Source organism: Arsenicibacter rosenii (genome assembly GCF_001870735.1).
GTDB lineage: Bacteria > Bacteroidota > Bacteroidia > Cytophagales > Spirosomataceae > Arsenicibacter > Arsenicibacter rosenii.
In genome coordinates, this window is record NZ_MORL01000070.1 from 1 (window position 1) to 3,980 (window position 3,980).

General features: G+C 53.1%; 2 protein-coding genes. Both read right to left on the reverse strand.

All coding sequences use genetic code 11. The features are described from left to right. On the reverse strand, nucleotides 1–795 hold a 795-nt coding region (locus tag BLX24_RS29575; RefSeq protein ID WP_177225964.1), incomplete at its 3' end, for a RagB/SusD family nutrient uptake outer membrane protein. Between the two features lie 31 nt (nucleotides 796–826). Then, complete coding sequence (locus BLX24_RS29580; RefSeq protein ID WP_071506817.1) at nucleotides 827–3,856, reverse strand: SusC/RagA family TonB-linked outer membrane protein; 3,030 nt, start codon at nucleotides 3,854–3,856, stop codon at nucleotides 827–829. Nucleotides 3,857–3,980 lie beyond the last annotated feature (124 nt).

A 3,980-nucleotide genomic window follows, 5' to 3' on the forward strand; every position in this document is an offset into this window, starting at 1 on the left:
CGTATTCTGCTGACTGGTCATCCGCCACAGGTCAGCATAGTTGGCGAGCAGTTTATAGGTATAGCCGGTGATGACTTTTTTGGCGTAGTTACCCGCCTCCTGGTTCTTGCCGCGTGTCAGGTAAATCTTTGCCAGAAAGGCTTCCGCCGCCGGGCGTGTGATGCGGCCATAGTCGGTGGTTGTCAGCGGAATGGCCGTAACCGCAACCTGTAAGTCGCTTAGAATCTGCTCATAGACCTGTTCCGGCGACACGCGGGTTGCCGTTGTTTCAATGCCTTCTGTCGGGGTAAGCCGGAGCGGAATAGCCCCGAAGCTTTCCACGAGATGGTAGTAATACCAGGCACGCAGGAAACGGGCTTCGCCCTCCAGCTCTTTCAGCCGGGCAGCACTTAACCCGGCGTCCGGCATGTATTTCAATACGGTATTGGCCAGGTTGATTGCGGCATAACATTGCTGCCACATCCGGTTTTTAACCCACACATTATCAGAGGCCAGGCCCTGATACGTTGTCAGCGGCGGCTGTGGAAAAACGCCGTTTGTCCCGGTATTTCCGTTGTTGGCGGCGTTGGTCCAGATGTCGGTTCCCATTTCGAGCAGCGCCTGTCCTTCTTCTTTCCCGTAGAAGTAGCGGTTATAGGTGTAGATGCCGTTTACCCCGGCTTCTACGCCCTCGGGCGTTGTAAACAGGCTTTGGGCGGTAGACCCGGCCGGATTGTATTCGCGTAAAGCATCTTCACAGGCCGTGAGTGAAGCGCCGAGTGCGAGTACCGTTATGATTTTTACGTACGTTTTCATGAGTTTAGCTGTTACTGTTAGAATGCCAGATTTAGCCCGAACACATACAGGCGGNAGGGTCAAAGTCCTTGATGTTACTGAAGGACCGGAGGTTTTTACCCGAGACATAGAGGCGCAGGTTATCAATTTTAGCCTTGCCGGTTATGCTTTTCGGAATGGTATACCCAAGGGTAATGTTCCGGATTTTGGCATACGAAGCCTCCCGTTCTGTAAGCGTTGTTACATACGTGGATGCCCGTGTGGCGTTGGGCCGCGGGTACTCGTTGGTTGGGTTTTCCGGCGTCCAGTAGTCAATGTTGGCCCCGTTGTTGTTGCCGTTCCGGTTATACTTGGCGTAATAATCGGAGCTGATCCACTGACCCACCCGGGCAATGACCAGGATATTGAGATCAAACCCTTTATAGCGGATATCATTCGACAGGCCACCGGTCCATTTCGGTACCCGTGAACCGATAATGGTGCGGTCGAGACTGTTGATGAGTCCGTCGTTATTCAGGTCGGCAATTTTGATATCGCCCGGAATAGCGTTGTATTTTGCGGCGGCCGATTCTTCCCCTAATTGCCAGATTCCCAGCTTCCGGTAGTCGTAATAGATCTGCGACGGCTGTCCTTCAATCAGTGAATTCCGGTAGTCATCGGCAATAACGTTGCCGTTGGGCAGGGACACAATCCGTTCGCGGTTGCGGGCAAAGGTCAGGTTGGTCGACCAGGTAAAGTCTTGCCGGCTGATGTTCTGCGACTGAATGGCCAGTTCAAGCCCCTGATTACGGGTAACCCCGATGTTCCGGTTGACCGTCGTTACGCCGGTGAGCAGGGGGAGGGTATACGGGAAAATCAGGTCATTGGTACGGGCATCGTAGTAATCAATGCTGGCCGTGATCCGGTTCCGGAGGATTCCCACATCAAGCCCGATATCTGCCGTGCGGGTCAGCTCCCAGCGCAGGTTCTGATTTCCGATGGTCTGGCTGATCAGGTACGCATTGGCGGCGTTGGCATCGTTATACGAAAAGGAAACGGTTGCTAACGAATTTTGGGTGGCATACGGATTGATCACGTCATTGCCCGAAATACCATAACTCGCCCGCAGTTTCAGGTCGGTAAACAGGTTCTGATCCTGCATGAATTTTTCCTCAATAATACGCCAGCCCAGCCCTGCCGACGGGAAAAAGGCCCATTTATGCCCTTCGCCCAGCTTGGAAGAGCCGTCGCTGCGGCCGGTGACAGTCAGCAGATAGCGGTCTTTGAAGCTGTAGTTGATCCGGCCCGTAAATGAAACCAGGCGGTTGCTGCTATACCCGCTGCCATAGAACGGATTCTGGTTGGCGGCCGTCAGATTGTAAAAATATTGCGCCGGAATCAGCTGGTTATTGCCACCTGCGTAACTCGATGTGTTCGTAAAGGCCAGATAGCTCGTTACACCTGTAACGGTGAACGCATGGTCGCGAACGGTACGTTTATACGTAAACACGTTTTCCCAGCTCAGGTTACGGCTCTGGTTGTTGGTAATAGAAGCCTGCGCGTTGGCGCCGCGTCCGTCAATGGTGTTACGCCCATAGTAACTGCCAGCCTCCGAAGTAGCGAAAATCGCCCCGAGGGTCGACCGGATGGTAAAGCCTTCAAACGGTCTCAGTTCCAGATAGGCCGACAGCGTTCCCCGGTTTGTTTTTGTGTTCCGCTTGTAGGCATTCGGCTGCTCATCGGCCAGGGGGTTGATAACGGTGCCCCCAAGCGGGAAAACAATGAAATTGCCGTTCTCGTCGTAAGGCGTTCCCAGCGGCGGAATGTTCGAGGCCGTATTGAAGGGATCGCGGCGGATGTCGTTGTCGATATAGGCAAGCTGGGTCTGCATCCCCACGGTTACCCAGTTGTTGATGGTCTGGTCAACATTGAGGCGGGCAGAATAGCGTTTAAATTCGTCCAGTTTCATCAGGCCTTTTTCCTGAAAATAGCCGCCCGAAAAGTAGATCTTTGTTTTATCGGTACCACCGGTAATACCAAGGGTATGATCCTGCTGGAAGCCATTGTGCAACAGCTGATCCGGCCAGTTGGTAAACTGGTTATTCTGAATCGCCTGTAACTGATTGGCGTTGAAAATCTTCGGATCGTCGGCCGGACTGCTCCATGTTCCGGCAGCCCGATAGGCCTCGCGGCGGAAAGCAATGTATTCGGGACCGTTCATGAATGCCCCGTAACCAGCCACTTCTGAAACACCGGCATAGGAGTTTAAGGTCAGTTTCGGTTTGCCCGACGTACCGCGTTTGGTCGTGATGATAACGACCCCGTTTGCACCGCGTGACCCGTATATGGCCGTCGACGATGCATCTTTCAGGATATCAACCGACTGAATATCATTCGGGTTAATGTCTGAGGCATTTACGCCCTGCACACCATCGACAATGTAAAGCACGTTGTTGGAGCTACCCGGGTTGGCAATCGACCGGTTTCCGCGGATCCGGATAGACGCCCCCTGACCCGCGTATCCGTTGGCCCGGGTAATGTCGGCCCCCGGAATTTTACCCTGTAACGATTCAATAACCGACGTTACCGGCACTTTCGTGGTCTCCTCGCCTTTGATGGAAACCACCGAGCCGGTCAGGTCGCGTTTGCGCTGTGTGCCATAACCGACAACAACGACTTCCGACAGTTGCCGGGCATCTACCTGCATGCTAATCTCTACCGTAGCCTTATTGCCAAGGACTACTTCCTGATTCAGGTAGCCGACAGAACTGAAAACCAGCGTAGCCGCTTCGTTGGGTACGGTAAGCTGAAAGGCTCCGCTCGGGTCTGTGGTGGTGCCGCGTCCCGTGTTTTTAATAACGACGTTGACACCCGGCAACCCTTGCCCGTTTTCATCCCTGACGACACCTCTTACCGGGCGATCTGCCTGTATACCGGCATTCTTTGTGGCCTTCGGCGGTTGTACCGGTAGTGCCCTGACGTTGTTTTGCTCAATTCTTGCCAGAAGTGCTTGATTCTCTGCGGGTTGGGCCTGTGCATACGAAAACCCTGTATGGACAAAACCCACCCAGCCAACCAAACAGAGGGTACGAATACGTAACATCGGTTGAGTAATTAGTGAGTTAAAGGTTGTTTACTTTTCTTGTTGAAGCCTGATTGACATTTACCGTATCCGGAAGAATCCGGATGAAGCCTTAAAAGCGGATTGGTAAATAATATATCTAATA